General features: G+C 65.2%; 16 protein-coding genes. 6 read left to right on the top strand and 10 right to left on the bottom strand.

All coding sequences use genetic code 11. The features are described 5' to 3' along the window. Positions 1-463 precede the first annotated feature (463 nt). From J5M58_RS18295 to J5M58_RS18275, 5 genes are all read right to left on the bottom strand, one after another. Positions 464-1,870: an amino acid permease gene (locus tag J5M58_RS18295; RefSeq protein ID WP_207879023.1), complete on the bottom strand. Its 1,407-nt coding sequence runs from the start codon at positions 1,868-1,870 to the stop codon at positions 464-466. Positions 1,871-2,069: 199 nt separating this feature from the next. Next, the gene (locus J5M58_RS18290; protein WP_207879021.1) at positions 2,070-4,322 is read right to left on the bottom strand and encodes an ATP-binding protein; all 2,253 of its coding nucleotides are present in this window, start codon (positions 4,320-4,322) and stop codon (positions 2,070-2,072) included. Then, positions 4,319-5,095: an ABC transporter substrate-binding protein gene (locus J5M58_RS18285; RefSeq protein WP_207879019.1), complete on the bottom strand. Its 777-nt coding sequence runs from the start codon at positions 5,093-5,095 to the stop codon at positions 4,319-4,321. The genes J5M58_RS18290 and J5M58_RS18285 overlap by 4 nt, the downstream gene beginning before the upstream one ends. Further along, entirely contained in the window at positions 5,092-5,808 is a 717-nt protein-coding gene (locus tag J5M58_RS18280; protein WP_012271826.1) for a response regulator, read from the bottom strand. The genes J5M58_RS18285 and J5M58_RS18280 overlap by 4 nt, the downstream gene beginning before the upstream one ends. A gap of 76 nt (positions 5,809-5,884) precedes the next feature. After that, positions 5,885-6,529 carry a TetR family transcriptional regulator C-terminal domain-containing protein gene (locus tag J5M58_RS18275; RefSeq protein WP_112252691.1) on the bottom strand — a complete coding sequence of 215 codons (645 nt, stop codon included), beginning with the start codon at positions 6,527-6,529 and terminating at the stop codon, positions 5,885-5,887. 102 nt (positions 6,530-6,631) lie between these two features. On the opposite strand from J5M58_RS18275, the gene J5M58_RS18270 reads away from it, so the two are divergent. Next, positions 6,632-7,378, top strand: a complete 747-nt coding sequence (locus tag J5M58_RS18270; protein WP_112252692.1) for an enoyl-CoA hydratase-related protein — start codon at positions 6,632-6,634, stop codon at positions 7,376-7,378. A 401-nt stretch (positions 7,379-7,779) separates the two neighbouring features. Here J5M58_RS18270 and J5M58_RS18265 read toward each other — a convergent pair whose 3' ends face one another. The 3 genes from J5M58_RS18265 to J5M58_RS18255 are packed head-to-tail and all read right to left on the bottom strand — an operon-like array spanning position 7,780 to position 11,952. Further along, a complete protein-coding gene (locus J5M58_RS18265; RefSeq protein ID WP_207879017.1) occupies positions 7,780-8,835 on the bottom strand; it encodes a lipocalin-like domain-containing protein in 1,056 nt (351 codons plus the stop codon). Then, positions 8,825-11,287, bottom strand: a complete 2,463-nt coding sequence (locus tag J5M58_RS18260) for an ABC transporter permease (protein WP_207879015.1) — start codon at positions 11,285-11,287, stop codon at positions 8,825-8,827. Before J5M58_RS18260 ends, J5M58_RS18265 begins: the two co-directional genes overlap by 11 nt. Continuing rightward, a complete protein-coding gene (locus tag J5M58_RS18255) occupies positions 11,284-11,952 on the bottom strand; it encodes an ABC transporter ATP-binding protein (RefSeq protein WP_207879013.1) in 669 nt (222 codons plus the stop codon). Before J5M58_RS18255 ends, J5M58_RS18260 begins: the two co-directional genes overlap by 4 nt. Positions 11,953-12,347: 395 nt before the next feature. Here J5M58_RS18255 and mrdA point away from each other — a divergent pair, with 395 nt between their 5' ends. The 5 genes from mrdA to J5M58_RS18230 all read left to right on the top strand — a co-directional run bounded on the left by mrdA (position 12,348) and on the right by J5M58_RS18230 (position 18,085). Beyond that, positions 12,348-14,243 (top strand): penicillin-binding protein 2, encoded by a 1,896-nt coding sequence (gene mrdA, locus J5M58_RS18250; RefSeq protein WP_207879011.1) that lies wholly within the window; start codon positions 12,348-12,350, stop codon positions 14,241-14,243. A 398-nt stretch (positions 14,244-14,641) separates the two neighbouring features. After that, positions 14,642-15,202 carry an FMN reductase gene (msuE, locus tag J5M58_RS18245; RefSeq protein WP_207879009.1) on the top strand — a complete coding sequence of 187 codons (561 nt, stop codon included), beginning with the start codon at positions 14,642-14,644 and terminating at the stop codon, positions 15,200-15,202. A 9-nt stretch (positions 15,203-15,211) separates the two neighbouring features. Next, positions 15,212-16,399: an acyl-CoA dehydrogenase family protein gene (locus tag J5M58_RS18240; RefSeq protein WP_112252697.1), complete on the top strand. Its 1,188-nt coding sequence runs from the start codon at positions 15,212-15,214 to the stop codon at positions 16,397-16,399. Between the two features lie 9 nt (positions 16,400-16,408). Continuing rightward, positions 16,409-17,509, top strand: a complete 1,101-nt coding sequence (gene sfnR, locus J5M58_RS18235) for a sigma54-dependent transcriptional activator SfnR (RefSeq protein WP_085593485.1) — start codon at positions 16,409-16,411, stop codon at positions 17,507-17,509. A 129-nt stretch (positions 17,510-17,638) separates the two neighbouring features. Further along, positions 17,639-18,085: a hypothetical protein gene (locus J5M58_RS18230; protein WP_207879007.1), complete on the top strand. Its 447-nt coding sequence runs from the start codon at positions 17,639-17,641 to the stop codon at positions 18,083-18,085. Between the two features lie 340 nt (positions 18,086-18,425). Here the strand turns inward: J5M58_RS18230 and J5M58_RS18225 are convergent, their stop codons facing one another. Next, a complete protein-coding gene (locus tag J5M58_RS18225) occupies positions 18,426-19,013 on the bottom strand; it encodes a nucleosidase (protein WP_112254022.1) in 588 nt (195 codons plus the stop codon). A 56-nt stretch (positions 19,014-19,069) separates the two neighbouring features. Further along, positions 19,070-20,176 carry a carboxylate-amine ligase gene (locus J5M58_RS18220; RefSeq protein ID WP_112254021.1) on the bottom strand — a complete coding sequence of 369 codons (1,107 nt, stop codon included), beginning with the start codon at positions 20,174-20,176 and terminating at the stop codon, positions 19,070-19,072. Positions 20,177-20,178 lie beyond the last annotated feature (2 nt).

Raw genomic sequence — 20,178 nt, 5'->3', positions numbered from 1 at the left:
ATACTAAACGAGTGTTCAGCAAGGCGGGATGGGCTGTTACAACTTCGCACAACTCGGTTTTTGTTGTTACACCGGGGGTTTTCGCCGTGGCATTTCATAGCCTGTGAGATCGCTCGGCGCTTCGCGGGACAAGCCCGCTCCCACATTTGTTGCAACGTGCCGAACCTGTCAGGCCATGGTTGTCAGCCTTGTTGGCTTGACTCGGCTTCTCAGCTGGCACTGCTGCCGCTTCACCCGTCTCAAGACATGTACCAAGGCTGGCAACGCCTCTCCCACAGGCATGGCCACGTTGCAACAAATGTGGGAGCGGGCTTGTCCCGCGAAGCGCCGCGTGGGCGGCGCTCGGTCTCACAGGCGCAGAAAGTATCAAGGCGAATACCCGCGAAGCGCCGCGCGGGCGGCGCTCGATCTCACAGACAATAAAAATGCTTCGCCAAACACTTACAACCAACGCCCCACGGCATCAAACCCCCGGCGCACTAGGCTCGAAGGCCCCCTGCCGACGACGGTTGACGAAGAAGTACGCCGCGTAGCACAGGGCAATGAAGCCAAAGCCCCAGTACAACGACGGCCGCTGGGTTTCATCCAGCGCCAGGAACACGAACAGCGAACTGCACAGGGTGATGCACAGCAGCGGCACCAGCGGGTACAGCGGCGCGCGGTACTTCAGGTCCTGCAACTGCCCGCCATCACGCAGCCAGGCCTTGCGGAAGCGGTACTGCGCAAGGGCGATGACGATCCAGGTCACGGTGCCGGACATGCCACTCACCGCCATCAACACCATGAACAGGGTGTCGGCGGCAATGAAACTGGTCATCAACGAGATCAGCGCAAAGCACAGGGTGATGCTCAGCGCCCGCAACGGCACGCCACGCTTGCTCAGCGGCGACAGGCTTTTCGGCGCCATGCCGCTCTTCGACATGGCCCACAGGATGCGCGTGGAGGCATACAGCCCGGAGTTGCCCACCGAGAGGATGGCGGTGAGGATGACGAAGTTCATCAGGTCGGCGGCAAAGGGAATGCCGACCATGTCGAACACCTGCACGAAGGGGCTCTCCATCAGCCCGGCCTGCTCGAACGGCACGATGGCCGACAGCACGGCAATCGCCAGCACGTAGAAGATCAGCACGCGGAACACGACGTTGCGCACGGCCCGCGGGATGCTCTTTTCCGGGTGTTCGGTCTCGCCAGCAGCCACCCCCATGATCTCGCAGCCCTGGAAGGCATAGACCACGGTCATCATCACCGCGAACACCGCCGACAGGCCATGAGGGAACAGCGACTCGCCCATCAGGTTGTCCAGCATCGGTGCCGGCGCCCCGCTGCTCAGCGGGATGGCGCCGAAGATCACCAGCAGGCCGACGATGATGAAGCCGACGATGGTCGCCACCTTGATCCCCGAGAACCAGTATTCCGCCTCGCCGAAGGCGCGAGTGGCCAGGGCGTTGAGGCCGAACAGCACGACCACGAACAGCGCCGACCAGTACCAGATCGGCACCTCCGGGAACCAGCGGGTCATCAGCATGCCGGCGGCGGTGAACTCCAGGCCCACGGTGGTGGCCCAGCTCATCCAGTACACCCAGCCGATCATGAAGCCGGTGGCCGGGCCGATGAACTTGGTGGCGTGGGCCTGGAACGAGCCGGATACCGGCATCTGCACCGACAGTTCACCCAGGCAGACCATCACCAGGTACATCAGCAAACCCGCGACCAGGTAGGCCAGGATCGCGCCTACCGGGCCGCCCTGGTTGATGGTCACGCCCGAGCCCATGAACAGCCCGGTGCCGATCACCCCGCCCAGCGACAGCATGAAGATGTGCCGGCTTTTCAGCGCGCGGGTGAGCTGGATCTTTTCGTGAGTGTCAGTCATGGCGCACCTCGCCATTGCGGCTGGTGCCGCGCGGTGTGCTGTGAAGGAGGGGCTGAGCGCTACGGCATGTCATTATTCTTGTCTCCAATAAGCCTCATGGACCGCGTGCAACACGGTTGCCATGGATTATTGGAAACGGATGTAAGGTGCCGTTGTACGAACGGATCGAAGATGTAAAAAGTCGTAACTTTTTTGTACGTCAGCTCTGGATCAGCTGTTCCAGGGTGGCGCGGGCTTGGGCGAGCTCGGTGGCCAGCGGCTCGCCGAGCGCTTTCAATGCCTGTTCGTCATGCTGCCTGGCTGCGTCTTCAAGGCGTCGCAACAGCGCAGCCAGGCCAGAAAAACCCAGGGAGTCGCAACTGCCGGCCAGGCGGTGGGCCAGGTGCAACACTTCGGTAAAGTCCTGGGCCGGCAGCGCCTCGGCCAACGCCGTGGCGTGCTGCTCCAGCGACTGGCGCAACACCTTCAGCAGGCCTTGCAGCTTCTGTTCCCCCAGCAGAGAGCGGTGGGTGCCCAGCAACGACCAGTCGATTGCTGCGTCGACCTCCGTCTCTTCAGCGGGCGCCGCTTCGGCCAGCGCCTGGCGCAGGTTGTCCAGCCGCAGGGGCTTGGCCAGCACCCCCTGCATGCCGGCGTCCAGATAACCCGGCACTTGCCCCGGCTGCACGCCAGCCGTCAGGGCCAGGACCCGGCTATGGCGGTTCGGCCCGGGGGTGACACGCAGCTGCCGGCACAGCTCCACCCCACTCATGCCGGGCAGGTGCACGTCGAGCAGGATCAGGTCGAAGCGCCGCTGCGCGCAGGCCTGCAGGGCTTGCCCGGCGTCTTCGGCAAAGCTCACCCGGTGGCCATCGCGCAGCAGCAGCCCGCCGGCCACCTCGCGGTTCAATGCCACATCCTCGACTACCAGGATGTCCAGGCTGGCCAGCGGCGAAGGGGCTGGTGAACTGGCCAGCAGTGGCTGCCCGCGGGCCATGTCGAGCTCGAACCAGAAGCGACTGCCCTGCCCTTGCACGCTGTCCAGGCCAATGCAGCCGCCCAGTTTTTCCACCAGGTGCTTGCAGATCGCCAGGCCCAGGCCGGTGCCGCCGTAGCGCCGGGCCACCGCCTCGCTGGCCTGGACGAAGCGGTCGAAGACCCTGGCCTGCACAGCCGGCTCGATGCCGATACCATTGTCGCTGACCGACACCCGCAAGCGCTGCGAGCCCTGGTCACTGGCCAGTACCTGCACCGCAAGCCGCACCTCGCCGTGTTCGGTGAACTTGATGGCGTTGGCCAGCAGGTTGCTGAGCACCTGGCGCAGATACTGTTCGGCACCGTGCTGGTACTCGGCCAATTGCTCGTCGATTTCCAGTTGCAGGGCGTCGCCGTTGTCCCTGGCCATGGGGTCGAGCAGCGCCAGCACTTCCTGGCACAACTGGCGTAGCGAAAAACCGACCAGCTCGGCGCGGCTCTCACCCTCCTCGAGGCGGGCGAAATACAGCACCTCGTTGAGAATCGCCAACAGCCCCTCGCCGGCCTTGTACAAGGCCTCGACGCGCTGGCGGTCGGCCGCCTCCAGCCGGCCGCCGCGCAGCAGCTCGGCCATGCCGAGAATGCCGTTGAGCGGTGTGCGCAGCTCATGGCTCATGGTCGCCAGGAACCGTGACTTGGCCAGGTTGGCGGCTTCAGCCTCGTCCTTGGCCCGGGCCAGGCTGGCGGTGCGCCGCTCGACCATGGCTTGCAGTTCGTCGCGCTTGTCCTGCAACGCCAGGCGGTCGCGCTCGCGGCGCTCGATGTCACTGAGGATGGCGCGACGCATGTCATCCAGGGCATTGGCCACGGTGTCGATCTCGTCCGGGCGTGCCGAGGTGCGGCGCCCCAGGCGCAACGGTTCCTGCCACTGGCCGGCGCCAATACGCCGGGCGAACTCGGCCATCACTTGCAGGTGGCGGGTGACCAGGCGGTAGAACAGCCCCGACAACGCCACAGCCAGGCCACACAGGAACACGCCCATCCATAGCAGGCTGGCAAGGCCTGTGGCATACAGCCGCCTGTGCACCGCGCCCAGGTCGATGCTGACTTCCAGCTCGCCAAGGTGCCTGGCCGGCCCCGAGGGCGGCTGGTAATCGAGGGGAAAGCGTTCGATGCGCAGCGGCCCCTTGGGCTCGGCCACGCCGCGCAGCAGCTGGAAGTCGTCGCTGACCAGGCGCACCCGGGCGACATCGGAAAAGTCCACCAGGCCGCGCAGTTGTGTATCCAGCTGTGCCTCGTCCAGGTCCCACAGGCTGCGCTCCAGGCTAGCCAGGTAACCCGCCCGGATCAACGCCATACGCGCCTCGATATCGCGCATCTCGCGGCGGTATTCGAAGTACAGCTGTACCGAGCTGGCCAGCACGGTGAAGCACAGGCTGAACAGCAGGATGAACAGCAGCAGGCGACGCAGCAAGCCATCGGTGCGCAGGCGGATCATCGGGAGTCCGCCGGCAGGTTGACCATGTCGCGGTAGGTCACTTCGCTCTGCTCCAGCCAGCGCTCGATCTCGCCGGCCTGGTTCATCTGCAGCAGCTGTGCGTCGATTTCGTCCATATGCTGGCTCAGGGGCGATTGCCGTGATATCGCAACGCGCAGGTAGTCCACGCTCAGGGCCGTGGGCAATACGCGGATGTCCTGCGCCCCGGGCAGGTTTTCGATGAACAGCTGGCCGGTGCGCCGCTCCTGGATCACGTAGTCGATGCGCCCACGGATCAGCTTGCCGAAGTTCTGCTGGCTGGACGACACCCGTTCGATGTTCTGGTGGCGGGCGACGAAGCGGTCGAAATCGGCGCCGTAGCTTTCGCCGTACAGCAGGCCGCCGCGGTAGCTGGCCAGGTCCTCCAGGCGCTGGAACTGCACTGGCCGCAGATGGTTGTAGAACACCGCCACTTCCTCGCGCACCACCGGCACCGTGGAAAAGCGCATGCGTTGGTCACGCTGGTCGCTGTTGTAGGCCAGCACCACATCCACTCGCCCGGCGGCGGCGTCCATCAGGCAGCGTTTCCAGTTGCCCAGCACCACGGTCTGCACCTCGTAGCCCATACGCGCGAACAGCTCTCGCACCACGGTGGGGGCCAGGCCACGCACCTGGTGGCCGTCACTCCAGGAAATCGGCGGGTACACCGGGTAGTCGCAGTAGCGCACCGGCTGCCTTGCACTGGCATGCATGGCGAACATTGCCAAGGCCAGCACCCAGGCGCTGCGGGTCATGCCGCCACGCTGGCGGTGAACAGGTAGCCGGTGCCGTGGATGGTAATGATCAACTGGGGCTCGGCCGGGTCGTCATGCAGCTTGCGCCGCAGGCGGCCGACCAGCACGTCGATGGAACGGTCGTTGGGCACCCACTCGCGGTTGCGGATCTGGTCCATCAACTGGTCGCGGCTGAGGGTGTGGCCGCTGTTGCGCAGGAACACGCTGAGCAACTGGAACTCGCCATGGGTCAGCAGGGTCTGCCCGCCACGGGCGTCGATCAGGCGCCGACGGTCGGTGTCCAGCGCCCAGTCGGCGAACTGCTTCAGCGATTGCGCGCAGGCCGGCGCCGGGTGCACCTCGCGGGCATGGCGCACACGGCGGATCAGGTTCTTCGCGCGGGATACCAGTTCGCGAGGGTTGAGCGGTTTGATCACGTAGTCGTCGGCGCCGCATTCCAGGCCGACGATGCGGTCGATGTCGTCGTTGCGGCCGGTGATGAGGATGATGCCGACCTCCGAACGTACCCGCAGCTCGCGGGTCAGGGTAAGGCCGTCCTTGCCGGGCAGGCGGATGTCCAGCAGCACCAGGTCGACATCCTGGCTGCCGAGCAGGGCTTCGGCCTTTTCCGCGGTGTCGGCGCAGTGCACGTCATAGCCTTCCTGGGACAGATAGGCCTGCAGCAAGTCACGAATAAGCGGATCGTCATCGACGATCAATACCCGAGGCGTCATTGCGTGTCGTCTCTTTTTTTTATTGGTGTTGTTCTACACACTCGCGACAGCAGCGTACTCGTTACTGAACAGGCGATCAACAGCCCTCCGGCGGGCTGAAGCGGCGTCGGCCACCGGCCTGCAGGCCATCGACCCAGGCCTCGCAGATCAGCACACCCTGCTCGGGGGTGAAGGTACCGGGGTTGAGCCCCGACTCCAGCCAAAGGCCGTCGAGCAAGGCGCTCAGGCTGATGGCCGCGAGGTCGGCATCGAAGCCCTGCCAGCCCTCCTCGTCGGCCAGCGTGGCCAGCAGCCCGCTCAGTTCATTGCGGTACTCGCCATAGGAATGGTCATGCACCTGGTTGATCGCATCGGCGGTCTTCACCGCGCCCCAGAACGCCAGCCAGGCGTCGAGCAATTGCGGGTCGAGCAATTCGGCGCAGAACGAGGCGCGGAAGAACGCCGACAACCGTTCGCGGGCATTGGGTGCGGCCTGGGCCATGGCCTCGCGCAGCAGGCCCATCACCCGGCCGGTGACCGCCATGTAGGCTTCGGCCACCAGCTCATCCTTGCCGGCGTAGTGATGGCTGATCAACCCGACCGAAACCCCGGCCTCGGCCGAAATCTTGCGGATCGACGCGCCCTGGAAGCCATGGCGCTTGAGGCATACCAGGGTTGCCTCGACCAGGTTGGCTTTGCGCAATTCCGGCAGCATGCGGTGGTAGCGGGCTTCCTGGTTCATCGGCGGCTCTCGGGCTAGGGGCTGGACTGAACGACTGTACAACAAGCCGGACTGCGTGATAAACCCTTGGCACCCATACCCACAACAACAAAAGCGGCTGCCATGAACGACCTGATCACACGTGACCTGGACCAGGGCCTGCTGACCCTGGCCTTCAACCGCCCCGACAAGCTCAACGCCTTGAACACCGCCATGTACCAACAGCTGGGCGACCTGCTGCTGGCGGCAGGTGAAGACCCTGATGTCGAAGCCATCATCATCACCGGCGGGCCCCACTGCTTTACTGCCGGCAATGACTTGCGCGACTTCCTCGACAACCCGCCCGCCGACCTGGACAGCCCGGTGTTCCGCCTGATGCGGGTGGTGATGGGCCTGGACAAACCGCTGATTGCCGCGGTCAGTGGTGCGGCGATCGGCATCGGTGCCACCTTGCTGTTGCATTGCGACCAGGTGCTGGTCAGCCGTACGACCAAGCTGCGCATCCCTTTCGCGCCGCTGGGCGTGTGCCCGGAGTTTGGTTCCAGCCTGCTGTTGCCGCGTTTGCTTGGCCATGCCCGGGCGGCTCGCCTGCTGCTGGCAAACGAGTTGCTCGACGGCGAACGGATGGTGGCCTGGGGGCTGGCGAATGAACTGCATGAAGACGGTGAACAGTGCCTTGCAGCTGCAACGCGACTGGCGCGGCAGATGCAAGGCTACCCGCAGGCGGCGCTGCGCATCAGCAAGCGGCTGCTCAAGGATGGCCAGCGTGAGGAGCTGGAGGCCACGGTGGCACGGGAAAGCCGGTTGTTCGTCGAGTGCTTGCGTACTGAAGAAGCACGCGCAGTACTGCGTAGGCTGATCAAGGATTGAAAACCCGGGGCCGCGATGCGGCCCATCGCCGGCAAGCCAGCTCCCACCTCGACCACACCGGCCTCAAGCCATGTGCAAATACCTGTAGGAGCGGCCTTGTGTCGCGATGGGGCGCGAAGCGGCCCCAGGTTTTCAGCTTCGCAGCAAAGATTGCCGGGGCCGCTGCGCGGCCCATCGCGACACAAGGCCGCTCCTACAAGGGCCAGTGCTGGCTTGAATAAATATTCAAGACAGTTGCTCCCACCTCGACCGCGCTGCACTCAAGCCATGCGCAATCCCTGTGGGAGCCAGCCCCCATCTCGACCGCATTGACCTCAAGTCCTGTGCAGTACCTGTGGGAGCTGGCTTGCCGGCGATGGGCTGCAAAGCAGCCCCATGAAAACGCAGAAATACCTGGATCGCTAATACCCGGTCATCTCCAGATACCCCCGCCCACCGGCACTCCCGGTCAAGCGTACCGGCCCCTCCCAATACGGGAACCGCGTCTCCATCCAGGCCTGCGATTCCACAGCCTCGACCTGCACATCAACGCCATGCCCCGGCACCTGCACCTGCCACCGCGTCGGCACCTTTTTTCCATTCTTCTGCCGCGCCCAGGCCAGCGCCTGCAGCTGCACCTGTGCACCCTGCAGCGCCACCACATCACCCTGCGGGCCGACCCAGGTCCCGGCGCGATACGCCGCCCCCTGCACCTCGCGCACCTGGAACAGCATCAGCCTGGCGCCACTGTCCAGGTGCAGGGAGAACCAATCCCACCCCGTCTGCCCGGCAGCCAGCGGCTGGCTGCTCCATTCCCGGTCCAGCCAGGCTTGGCCGGTGACAGCAATGCACTGGCCGTCACGCTGCACTTCCCCACTTACCCGATAGAACGGCTGACTGTAATAGTACGATGCCTGCCCTTTGCCGGACTTCTCGCTGTAGCCCTGGTCCCCGTGCAGCACCAAGGGCCGATCACTGCGCAGTTGCAGGTCATAGCGAAAGCCTTCACCACCGGCGACCATTTGCAGATTTTCGATGCCATTGCTGCCCTTCAACGACCAGTCATTGATCCACGCCCGGAACGGCTGGGCCTGCACTCCGGCCTGGCCGATACCCCCGCGCGCCAAGGTTTCGCCAGACCGATGACCACCGGGACCGGTCAGCGCCGTATGCCCCATCCACAGGTTCGGGCTGTTCCAGCCGGCAGTTTCGGGGCCTGGGCGCAAGGCCGAGCGGAACAGCGTCCATTGCACGCCCCAGTCCCGTCCCTGGAAGTCCTTGAGGTTGGCGGTGACATACCACCATTCGATGCGAAAGCCATCGTGGGCCCCGTGGTCACGCGGAAATTCCAGGCGATGGCCGCGGCTTACCTGGCTGAATTGGCCCGCCTGCTGCCCGAGCCCGGCATAGCTTTGCTCGGCGGGCTGGTCACAGCCGCCCAGCAACCCACATAGCAACAGCCAGGCGCTAGGTTTCATCGGCAAACGGCCTCAACAGTTCCCGCGGCTGGCGACGCGCCAGCTGCCACAGCGGCCAGGCGCTGGCCAACAGGCTGGTAAGCATGCCCAGTAAGGCCAGTTGCAGCAGTTGCGCAGGGAACACATGGAGCGGCAAACGCCAGCCGAATGCCTGCACGTTCACCACCGCTACCAGGCACCAGGCCAGCAGGATACCCAGCGGAATCGCCAGCAGCACGGTAAGGCTGCTCAGCAGCAGTGTCTGGCCGAGGCTCAGCCACACCAGGTGCATGCGCCGCACGCCCAGTGCCCACAGCGGCGCCAGCTGGCCCAGACGGGTCTGGCCCAGGGTCAGCAGGTTGATGAACAGCGCCACGCCTGCCACGCCAAGGGTGAGGCTGTTGAGCGCGGCGGTGGCGGCGAAGGTGCGGTTGAACACATCGGTGGACCAGCGTTTGAGACGCGCCTGCTCGACCACGCGGCCCTCGCCCAGGGCGAAGCGCTGTTGCAATGCTGCCTCGAGCGCGGCCCCCTGGTCGGCCGCCAGATCGACACTCAACCCGGTCAGGGTTGCCTGTGGCCAGTGCGCGCGCAGCCAGCCGGCATTGACCAGCATGTGCCCTTGGGGGTTGCCGTAATCGGCATAGATACCCACAACGCTCAGGGCTGGCGAAGTGTCTGCGGGTAGCCTCAGGTGATCGCCCAGTTGCAGCTTCAGTCGCCTGGCCAACTGTTCACTGACCATCACGGCTTGCCCGGCGGCCAGTTGCTGCCAGGCCTGCTCTTGCTGCTCTAGCAATGGCCAGCGGGTGCGATAGACGGGGTGATCGACAATGCCCTGGACCTGCACCGGCCAGCCCTGCAGCTGTGTTTCCAAACGCCAGCCGGGCAGTACCACACCCACCGAAGGTTGCTGCCCGAGCCACTCGACTATCTGCAGGCCCTGGGCGGTGTCCCTTGGCGTGACATACAGGTCGGCGGACAGGCGCAGGTCAAGCCAGCCGACAAAGGTCTTGCGAAAGCCCTCGGTCATGCTGCCCACCCCGACACTGGCGGCCAGCGCCAGCAACAGTGCCATCAACGCCAGGCTCAGGGCTGGCAGTTGCTGGCGGCTGTCGGCGACGAACCATTGCGACAAGGGCCGTCGACAATGGCCCGCCAACCAGGCCAGCACCCGGTCGAGCAAGGCCGGCAGCAACAGCGCCGCCGCCAGCAGCAGCGCGGCCAGCATGGCGAAAGCGCTGGGCAGGCTATCGCCGAGCACGCCACAACCCAAGGCCAGCAACAGCATCAGGCCGGCCAACAGGGCCTGGCGCCGCAACCAAGGCCCCTGCGCCAACCGCCACGCCTGAGGTTGTGCCAGCGCCAGCAACGGTAACCGCGCCGCACGCAGTACACTGCCCAAACCCGCCAGCAGCGCCCCCAGCACGCTCACCAGCACGCCCATCAGCCACCACCCTGCGGGCAGGCTCAGCGCCCCGGCGACCTGGGCGCCATATAGCCCGCGCAAGCTGGCGGCCACATCGGGCAGCAACCACGCGGCCAGCCCGTAACCACTGGCCACGCCGGCCAGACCGCCCAACACCGCGAACAGCCCCAGCTCCAGCATCAAGGCGCACAGCAGGGTTTGCAGGCCGATTCCACAGGCGCGCAGGTTGCGAATCAGACTGCGCCGCTGTTCCAGTGCCAAACCGATTGCAGCATGGGCAATGAACAGGCCGACGACGAACGCCAGCAGGCCCAGGGCGGTCAGGTTGAGGTGGAAGCTGTCGGTCAGCCGCTGCAAGCCACCATCGTCCTGCCGGGGTTGCAGCTCAAGGTACGGCGCGATATCTGCGGGCAACTGCCCCGGCGTGGCGGCCAACAACAAGCGCGACAATTGCCCGGGTGCACGCAGCAACGCCTGGGCATGGCCGATATCGACCACGATCACCCCCGGCGCCAGCGCTGGTTGTAGAACCAACGGCGGCAGCAGCTGCCCTTCGCTGTCGCGCACTGACGCCCCGGGCTCTGCATGCAGCTGGCGCAAGGTGTCCGGCCCGACCCAGGCTTGCCCGGGCATGCCGATGAAGGCCTGCAGATCGAACGTTTGCGGCTGCACACCGGCGATGCTGCTGGCCGGCGGCAGGCTCAACGGCTCGATGCCGATCAAGCGCACGGCGCGCGCCGGCTCACCAGCAAAGCGCAGGCGCCCTTCCAGTACCGGCGTCACCGCCCAGCCCAGCCTGCGCAACTGCACGTACAACGCCTGGTCGAAGCGCTCGCCACGGCGCGGCACCAGTTGCGCCTGCAGCGGCCCGGCCAGCACGGCGCTGGCCCGGGCATAGTCGCTGCGTGCCTGGCTGTTCAGCGCCTGCACGCCGGTCCACAGCGCCGTGGCCAGCCACAAGCCGGTGAAGATGCTGAAAAACTGCACGCGATGGCGCCGCCAGTGACTGAGCAGCGCCAGCAGGGCCAGCGATAGAAGTCTCATCCGCCCGGCTCGGGCCGCACGCGGCCGGCCTGGAGGTAACACCGTTGTTGCAAGCGCGCCGCCAGCCGCGGGCTGTGGGTCACCATCAGCACCCCACTGCCAGCCTCGGCGACCAGTTGCAACAGCAGGCTCAACACCTCATCGCTGCTGGCTTCATCGAGGCTGCCGGTAGGTTCGTCGGCCAGCAACCAGGCCGGGCGCCCGGCCAGGGCGCGGCCGATGGCGACCCGCTGTTGCTGGCCGCCAGACAGTTGCTCCGGGTAACGCGCCAGCAAATCCGCCAAACCCAGATGCTGCGCCAGGTAGGCCAGCCAATCGGGATCATGCCGACCGGCCAGCCGGGCCTGGAACGCAAGATTGGCCCCCACGTCCAGGCTGCTGATCAGGTTGTATTGCTGGAACACCAGGCCTATGCCCTCCCGCCGCCACAACGCCAGCGACGCCTCGGAACGGCTGTCGAGCGGGGTGTCGTCGATCAGGATGCGGCCACTGTCCGCGCGGTCCAGGCCGGCCACCAGGTGCAGCAAGGTGCTCTTGCCACTGCCCGACTCGCCCATCAGCGCCAGGCTGCTGCCGCGCGCCAGGCGCAGGTCGACGCCCTGCAGCACGGGGAGCGGGCCCTGGGGGGTGGGAAATGATTTGTGCAGTTGCTCGATGACCAGCATCGACGGGCCTTGGTGAGTTCAGGGGTCTTCTTAGGAATAGCAGGTTCATGGCGACATAGGCGTGCTCGTGGACTCAACTTGCATCGGTCCATCAGCAAATTCCATCACCACGCCGCCGCCATGAACAAATCTTCATTTTGCTGGCAAGCGCCCTGAGCACGGGGCACACAGCCAATACCAGCCTACCGCCAGCCGGCACTCGTCTTGAGGGTACGGTACGGGTTGCGTAGCATCCGCGGCCCGATCGCGCACGTACAACCACCGCGTCACCTGTAGGAGCAGCCTTGTGCTGCGAATGGGCCGTCATGGCCTGCAGAACTACTAGGGTGCTGCCGCCCGCTTCGCAGCACAAGGCTGCTCCTACAGGCACTGCTACCCTCAGGACAGAGTCACCAATGCCGCAACCCATCCCACTCAAGGACCACGAAAAGGAAAAGCACCTGGTCAACCGCCGGCTTCTGGCCTGCGCCGCCCTGGTCTTCAGCCTGGTCGCCGTCCTGGTGGGCCGGCTCTATGTGCTGCAGGTGCTGCAGCACGACCAGCAGACCGCCGTATCGGAAAACAACCGTGTACACGTGCTGCCCATCGCCCCCGAGCGCGGGCTGATCTACGACCGCAACGGCGTGGTGCTGGCCGACAACAAGCCCAGCTTCGACCTGACCATGACCCGCGAGCGGGCCGGCGGCGACACGGCCAAGGTGCTCGATACCCTGGCCCAGGTGCTGAGCCTGACCGACGACGATCGCAAGCAGTTCGACAAGGACCTGCGCCGTGGGCGCAAGCCGTTCGAGCCGGTGACCCTGATGGTCGGCCTGAGCGAAGAGCAGATCGCCCTGGTGGCGGTGAACCAGTTCCGCCTGCCAGGCCTGGAGGTGGAACCACAGTTCATCCGCGAGTACCCGCTAGCCGAGCATTTCGCCCACTCGGTGGGCTATGTGGGGCGCATCAACGAGAAAGAGGCCAAGGCGCTCGACAGCACCGAATACCGGGGCACCCAGTCGATCGGCAAGACCGGCATCGAGCACTTCTACGAAAGCCAGCTGCACGGTCATGTGGGCTACGAGGAGGTCGAGACCAACGCCCAGGGCCGGGTGATGCGTGTGCTCAACCACAAGGCCCCGACCCCGGGCCAGGACATCGTCCTGACCCTGGATGCTCACCTGCAACTGGCCGCGGAAAAGGCCCTGGGCGACCGCCGTGGCTCGGTGGTGGTGCTCGACCCGGCCAATGGCGACGTGCTGGCGATGGTCAGCAACCCCAGCTTCGACCCCAACCTGTTCGTCAAGGGCATCAGCTTCAAACAGTACGCCGCCCTGCGCGATTCCATCGACCGTCCGCTGTTCAACCGCGTGCTGCGCGGCCTGTATGCCCCTGGTTCGACGGTGAAGCCGGAGGTGGCCATCGCCGGCCTCGACAGCGGCGTGATCACCCCGGGCAGCCGGGTGTTCGACCCGGGCTACTACGAACTGCCCAACTATGACCACAAGTACCGCAACTGGAACCGCAGCGGCGATGGCTGGGTGGATATGTACACCGCCATCATGCGTTCCAACGACACTTACTTCTACGACCTTGCGCACAAGCTGGGCATCGACCGCCTGCACGACTACATGGCGGAGTTCGGCCTGGGCCAGAAGGTCTCGCTGGACATGTTCGAGGAGGCGTCCGGGCTGATGCCCTCGGCCGAGTGGAAGCGTGCCACCCGGCGCCAGGCCTGGTTCCCGGGCGAGACGCTGATCCTGGGCATCGGCCAGGGCTACATGCAGGTAACCCCGCTGCAGCTGGCCCAGGCCACCAGCCTGCTGGCGAGCAAGGGCGTGTGGCACCGCCCGCACCTGGCCATGACCGTGGGCGGCGATGCGCCGGTGGACCCCAACCCGATGCCCAATATCGTGCTGCACGACAGGCACGCCTGGGACCAGGTCAACCAGGGCATGCAGATGGTCATGCACGACCCGCGCGGCATCGCCCGTGCGGCCGCGGCCGGTGCGCAGTACCGGATTGCCGGCAAGAGCGGCACCGCGCAGGTGGTGGCGATCAAGCAGGGCGAACGCTACAACCGCAACAAGACGTTGGAGCGGCACCGCGACAATGCCCTGTTCGTCGGCTTTGCCCCGGCTGACCACCCGAGTGTGGTGGTGGCGGTGATGATCGAGAACGGTGAAGCCGGTGGGCGGGTGGCAGGGCCGGTGGTGCGGGAGGTGATGGATGCCTATCTGCTGGATGAACAGGGGCATCTGAAGCCGCAATATGCGGGTGGGGTAGTGCCTCGCAGCGTGCCGCACACTTAAGATCTTTGGGGCCGCTTTGCGGCCCATCGCGACACAAGGCCGCTCCCACAGGGTCTGCGCTGTTTGTAACGCAACACTGAACTTGTGGGAGCGGCCTTGCGTCGCGAAAGGGCTGCGAAGCGGCCCCAGCCCATAAAAACAAAAATCAGGAATAAGAATATAAAATCTTATTCCTTTTTAATCAGTCCGTAATCTTCTATAAATCCCCCAACTGCACAGCCGCCAACACCTGGCCAACTGTCTGCAGCGCAACACTAGATCAACAGGCAACGCCCACACGGCAACAGCGCTGCAAGCACCAGAAATGCGCTAACCAGTTGAAATAAAAGAACATCCAAGTCCGGCACGACGATTGCTCAAGCAAAGTCCCCCGCTCACCCCGAACCGGAGACCTGCCCATGAGCACCCCACTGAACGTCGTAGCCCTGTCCGGCGGCATTGCCCGCCCTTCGCGCACCTTGGCCCTGACCGAGGCGATCGTCGCCGAACTGGCCCAGCACCTGCACATCAAGCCGCACCTGATCGAGCTGGGCGAGATCGCCCGCCCGCTGGGTAGCGCCCTGTGGCGCAGCGAACTGCCCGAGGCCGTGGAACAGCAACTGCGCCTGGTGGAAAAAGCCGACCTGCTGGTGGTGACCACGCCGGTGTACCGTGGCAGCTTCACCGGCCACTTCAAGCACCTGTTCGACCTGATCGGCCAGGACGCCCTGGTCGACACCCCGGTGCTGCTGGCCGCCACCGGCGGCAGCGAGCGCCACGCGCTGGTGCTCGACCACCAGCTGCGTCCACTGTTCAGCTTCCTGCAAGCCCTGACCCTGCCCATCGGCGTGTTCGCCAGCCAGGCGGAAATGGCCGACTACCGGGTGTCCAGCGCAGCCCTTGCCGCCCGTATCCGCCTGGCCGCCGAGCGCGCCGTGCCGCTGTTCGGCGCCCATCATGCGCTGCGCAAGAGCGCCTGAGGAGCGGCCATGAATGCACCTGTGAATACCCCCCAACGCCCTGCCCTGGCCATCGCCCGCGAACTGGCCGGGCAGTTTGCCCAGACCGCGGTCGAGCGCGACGAGCGCGGCGGCACGCCAAAAGCCGAGCGCGACGCCCTGCGTGACAGCGGCCTGCTGTCGCTGGTGATCCCGCAGGCCTTCGGCGGCCAGGGTGCCAGCTGGCACGACACCTTCGCGGTGGTGCGCGAGTTCGCCCGGGTCGACAGCTCAGTCGCCCATGTGTTTGGCTTCCATCACCTGATGCTGGCCACCGTGCGCCTGTTCTCGCGCCCGGACCAATGGCAACCGTGGTTCGAGCAGACCGCCCGCAAGCAGTGGTTCTGGGGCAATGCCCTGAACCCGCTGGACACCCGCACGGTGGTCAAGCACTTCGATGGCTGGTGCGAGTTTTCCGGCAAGAAAAGCTTCTGCTCCGGCGCCAGCGACTCGGAAATGCTCATCGCCTCGGCGGTGGACGAACGTGCCGGCGGCAAGCTGTTGATCGCCGCCATCCCCAGTGGCCGCACCGGCATCAGCCTGCACCGCGACTGGAACAACATCGGCCAGCGCCAGACCGACAGCGGCAGTGCCACCTTCGAGCGGGTACGGGTGGAGCACAACGAACTGCTGCTCGACCCGGGCCCCCTGAGCACGCCGTTTGCCGCCCTGCGTCCGCTGATTGCCCAGTTGCACTTCGCCAACCTGTTCCTCGGCATCGCCGAGGGGGCGTTCGAGGAGGCCCGCCAGTACACGCTCAAGGAAAGCCGGCCGTGGTTCCGCTCCAGCGCCGCCAGCAGCGCCGAAGACCCATATGTGCTGCGCCATTACGGCGAGTTCTGGGTCGGCCTGGAGAGCGTGCGCCTGCTGATCGAACGGGCCGCACGCCAGCTCGATGCTGCCTGGGCCAGGGAGCACGCCCTCACGGCACAAGAGCGCGGCGACCTGGCCCTGGCCATCGGCACCGCCAAGGTCGCCGCCAGCCGCCATGGCCTGGACATCTGCAACCGCCTGTTCGAAGTCACCGGCGCACGCGCAACTCATGCCTCGCTGCGCTTCGACCGGCACTGGCGCAACCTGCGCACGCAAACCCTGCACGACCCGGTGGACTACCGCATCCACGAACTCGGCGAGTGGGCCCTCAACGACAAGCGCCCTGCCCCATCCTTCTATTCCTGAGGATTGCCCATGCAACTGCTGACCCTCCCCCCGTCCCCGACTCTGGCCACCTCGATCCGGGCCACCGCACAGGTTTTCGAAGACCCCCGGTCACAGGCCCTGCTCGCCCACCTGCAACAGGTCGCCCCCAGCGAGGCCAGCGTGCTGATCATCGGCGAAACCGGCACGGGCAAGGAGCTGGTCGCACGCCACATCCACAACCTCAGCGGCCGGCGCAACGGCCCGTTCGTCGCGGTCAACTGCGGTGCCTTCTCCGAATCGCTGGTCGAGGCGGAGCTGTTCGGCCATGAAAAAGGCGCCTTCACCGGGGCTTTGGCGGCCAAGGCCGGCTGGTTCGAGGAGGCCAACGGCGGCACGCTGTTCCTTGACGAAATCGGCGACCTGCCGTTGCCGATCCAGGTCAAGCTGCTGCGCGTGCTGCAGGAGCGCGAAGTGGTGCGGCTGGGGTCGCGCAAGAGCATCCCGATCAACGTGCGGGTACTGGCGGCGACCAACGTGCAACTGGAAAAGGCCATTAACGCGGGGCATTTCCGCGAAGACCTGTACTACCGGCTGAACGTGGTGACCTTGCAGTTGCACCCATTGCGCGACCGCCCCGGGGACATCCTGCCGCTGGCCCGACATTTCATTCGCAGCTACAGCGACCGGCTGGGCTACGGGCCGGTGGAGCTGAGCGCCAAGGCCCAGGCCAAGCTGGTGGAATACAGTTGGCCGGGCAACATCCGCGAACTGGAGAACGTGATTCACCACAGCTTGCTGACCTGTGGCGACGGTACGGTGCAGGCGCAGGACCTGCGCTTGTCCAACCTGCGTATCGAACGGCAGGAAGAAGAGCCGGCGGGCAATGGTGTGGAGGATCTGCTACAGCGAGCGTTCAGCCGCCTGTACGAAGAGCAGTCGGGTGACCTGTACGAGAAGGTGGAAAATGCCCTGCTGCGGTCGGCATATCGGTTCTGCCATTACAACCAGGTGCATACCGCGCAGTTGCTGGGGTTGTCGCGCAACATCACCCGCACCCGGCTGATTGCGATCGGCGAGTTGGTGGTGAACAAACGGCGGGGGCAGGAGCAGCAGGTGCTGGATAACCGGGTGGTGCGGTTGTCGATCTGAACGCTTGTAAACCTGTGCCGGCCCTTTCGCGGGTAAACCCGCTCCCACAGGGGCCGCGCCAAGCTTGAGATCGGCACAGTACCTGTGGGAGCGGGTTTACCCGCGAAAGGGCCGGCACAGACACCCAAATTGCTAGTTCTGGTCGCCTCCGCGATCATCCCCAACATCATGGTCAGCCCCATCATCAGCGCCATGCCCTACACCGTGGGGCTCGCCCACGTCGTGATTCGCTTCGTGATTCGCCTCATGGTTGGCTTCGTGATTGGCTTCATGATTTGCTTCGTGGTTAGCCTCATGGTCGGCACCATCATCAGCACCATTGCGCCCGCGGCCATCATGACCCGGGCCACCATGCCCACCACTATCGCCACTGTGCCCGCTGCCACTGCCGCCGTGACCACCGCCGCCGCCACCGTCCTTGGCATACACGCTGGAGAAACTACCGATGTAGTCGGGCACCAGGACGGTCGATGCCGACAGGACGCCACCTATTGCCAATGCCAACAAACATTTCTTGAGCAACATGATGCACCTCCGCTTGGAGTTGCGTCGTCATCTCCGTATCGAACGCAATGACCAATGAGTTCGCAACCGCTCATGGAGCGGACAGCCAACCGGCGCGGCCATAGATCTGCAGTGTCAGCGAGCAGCTTCGGTTTCGCACGATCCTTCAGAGCCAGTCAGCATCTTTGCGTGGGAAATATTCCCACATATTAAGACTAGTACTGTCTGCCTGAGTTCAAAGGACCGAATATCAGGCCAAGGCACGTTTCAGGACTGTTGGGGCCGCTTTGCGGTCCTTCGCGGGCTCGCCCGCTCCCACAGGTTTGGTGCCATGCTCAGGGGATATGCGTGGTTCCTGTGGGAGCGGGCAAGCCCGCGAAGGGCTGCAAAGCAGCCCCAATCAAGCTAGCAGTCACGCCTGGCTGAACAGCACCCGCCTGAAAGCCTCGGCGGCCAGGTGTACCTGCACCGCCCAGTCCTGCGCTGCGTCACTGCCGGCGTCATCGGAAATGTATTTCAGGCACACGAACGGAATGCCTTCGCTACGTGCGATCAGCGCCAGCACGTAGGCTTCCATGTCGACCACGTCGTAAGGTGCATCGCCATGATTGATTTCGAAGCTGTCACCACTGCCGCAGGTTTCCAGGGGCAAGCCGGGGATCTGCGCCCCGTGCTCCAACACCACCGGGATATCCGACAAAGGCGTCTGGTAGCGGGCAAAGCCCAGCGGGGTCACATCCATGTCGCGCTGCACGAAGCGGGTGCAGCACACCACCTCGCCTTTTCCATGCCGCTGGCTGCCGGCCGAGCCAAGGTTGACGATCAGCCTGGGCCTGCGTGCGGCAATGGCCTTGGTCAGGGCGATGGCAGCATTGACCTTGCCGATGCCGGTGAACACGGTGTCGAGGTCAGCGAATACATCGCCGGCCTCGGCTTCGAGGGCGAAGACAAACAACGTGTCGTCCAGGGAGATGTCGGGGAACTGCTTGATCAGCATCATGGCGCGGGTGGTTCCGAGTGGCTGCGAAAGGCGCGGCCATTTTCGGCCAACCCCGGCTAATTGCAAGCCCCGGCGGCCACTACCGCCCGTAACGCCTGCGCCCTGCCCAGGCCGGCAGCGCTGGCCTGGGCCAGGCACTGGAGTTGCTGGTCGGCATGGGTGCCTTGGCGCAACAGGTGTCGTGCATGGTGGAAGGCACGCTCGGCATCTGCCGTATCGACCGGCAACTGCTCCTGCAACTGGGCCAGCCAACCTTCGGCCGTGACCGGCTGTTGCTCATGCAGGCCGATGAACTCGCCCTGGTGACCATGGCGCATGGCGCGCCAGTAGTTTTCCTGGGTGATCCAGCGCTGCTCGCGGCTACAGGCCACCGGCTCATGCCGGTACATGATGCTGTGCTCTACCAAGTGGCGAAACAGCGCAGCGATGCACAGCGCGTCCTCCAGGCGCGGGCAACCATCGCAGATGCGCAGCTCGACCGTGGGGAAGCGCCGCGAAGGCCGGATCGCCCACCAGAAGTCGCCATCCACGGCCAACGACCCGGTGCGTTGCAGCAATGCGCGGTAGCGCTCGTAGGCGGCCCAGTCCGGCAAAGGCTCAGGCAAGCCCATGTGCGGCCACTCCCCGCAAATCACCCGACGGTAGCTCATGTAGCCCGTGCACTGGCCTGCCCACAGCGGCGATGACGTACTCAGCACCAACAACAAGGGCAGCCAGCCCAGTACACGGTTGATCAGTTGCATGCGGTCGCAGCCTGGCGGTACGCCCACGTGTACATGCAGGCCGTTGAGCAGGCTGCGCCGCGCTACATGCCGGTAGTCAGCGAACAATTGCCGGTAATGCGCCGGGGTAGCCGGTTTCTGCCGCAGCCAGGCAGCATTGGGATGGCTGGCCGCACCGTACAGGCCCATGCCCTCTTCGGCCAGCACCGTGTTCAACCGCTCGCGGCTGTGCTGGAAGAACTCGCGTGCCTCGAACTGGTTGGCGAACACAGGCGAGGCCACTTCGATCTGGCTGCGGAACATTTCCTGGGCAAAATGCTGGCCCAAGGCCTCCCGGCAACGCCCCACTACGGCTGGCGAAGGAGCGGCCGGTACCTGCCCTGTGTCCAGGTTCACCAGCAGGTATTCTTCCTCGATGCCGAATGTGCAGGGTCGGGCCATGC

Source organism: Pseudomonas sp. 32_A, assembly GCF_017490905.1.
GTDB lineage: Bacteria > Pseudomonadota > Gammaproteobacteria > Pseudomonadales > Pseudomonadaceae > Aquipseudomonas > Aquipseudomonas inefficax.
The sequence above is the reverse complement of the archived record's forward strand: the minus strand, read 5'-3'. Positions and strand labels throughout refer to the sequence as shown.